The following is a 1158-nucleotide window of genomic DNA, read 5'->3' as shown; positions in this document are numbered from 1 at the left end:
TTGTTCTTCATTATCAAAGGCTCGGTCACGATCCTGATCGAGGATGACGACGGTCGTGAAATGATCATCTCCTACCTGAACGCCGGAGATTTTTTCGGGGAGTTGGGCCTGTTCGAACAGGCCGGACTGGAACAGGCTCGCAGCGCTTGGGTGCGCGCGAAGATCGAATGCGAGGTCGCGGAAATCAGCTACGCGAAATTCCGCGAACTGTCCCAGCAAGATCCAGACATTCTTTACGTACTCAGCGGACAAATCGCACAGCGCCTGCGCAACACCACGCGCAAGGTCGGTGACTTGGCGTTCTTCGACGTGACCGGTCGCGTCGCCCGTTGCCTGCTCGAACTGTGCAAGCAGCCAGACGCCATGACCCACCCGGATGGCATGCAGATCAAAGTGACCCGTCAGGAAATCGGCCGGATTGTCGGCTGCTCGCGTGAGATGGTCGGTCGCGTACTCAAGGATCTGGAAGAACGCGACCTAGTGGACGTCAAAGGCAAGACCATGGTGGTCTTCGGCACGCGCTAAGCGTTAAACATGTCTGCCAGCAACTGGCGATAAAGTGCGTCGAGCCGGCCGAGCGCATCGGGCGCGGCGAACTTTTCATGCAAGGCGATGTGGCTTTCGGCGCGAACGCGCTGTTCCAGACCGCAGGCTTCATTGAAGCGATTGACTGCCGCGACCATCGATTCGCGCTCGTTATCCAGCAACAATGCACCGTGCACCAACCCGACCGGACGTGTACCGCCCTTGCTTTGGCGCCAGCGTTGAGCGGTGCCAACCATCTTGCGGCCATCCAGGTTGACGTTGAAACGGCCATCGCAGAATGCGCCCTCGACTTCGCCAAGGGACGACACACCGCCCAGTTCATCCAGCAAATGGCAGATCGGATCGCAGAGTCGGTGATAAGCGGTTTCGATGCGGTTTTGGTCGCCTTCGCTGCGTGGCGGTGCGTAAACCAGTGCGATGTTGATGGTGGATGCCGATTGCGGCACGGGCTCACCGCCGGTTTCACGCAAGAGCACGGGCCAGCCGGCAGTGGCCGAGACCTCGCAGGCTGCTTCGAAACCGGGTAAACGATTCAGGCGTCGAGGCATGACCAGGGCGCGGTCATTGGGTTGCCAGAACAGCAAGCCGAATTCCGAATCTCCGGTGCAGACC

At 59.5% G+C, this 1158-nt stretch carries 2 protein-coding genes; one reads left to right on the top strand and one right to left on the bottom strand.

The window, feature by feature from the left end; genetic code table 11:
- Positions 1 to 525 (top strand): cAMP-activated global transcriptional regulator CRP (gene crp / locus AC1DRJ_RS28775; RefSeq protein WP_477805125.1); only part of this gene is annotated, 525 nt, incomplete at its 5' end.
- On the opposite strand, the gene AC1DRJ_RS28770 is transcribed toward crp, so the two are convergent.
- Positions 522 to 1158, bottom strand: a 637-nt coding sequence (locus tag AC1DRJ_RS28770) for a lipoate--protein ligase family protein (RefSeq protein WP_477805124.1), incomplete at its 5' end; no start/stop codon positions are given. The two genes, crp and AC1DRJ_RS28770, sit on opposite strands and share 4 nt — an antisense overlap.

This window comes from Pseudomonas sp. P5_B2 (assembly GCF_056400445.1).
This window is presented reverse-complemented; position numbering and strand designations above follow the sequence as displayed.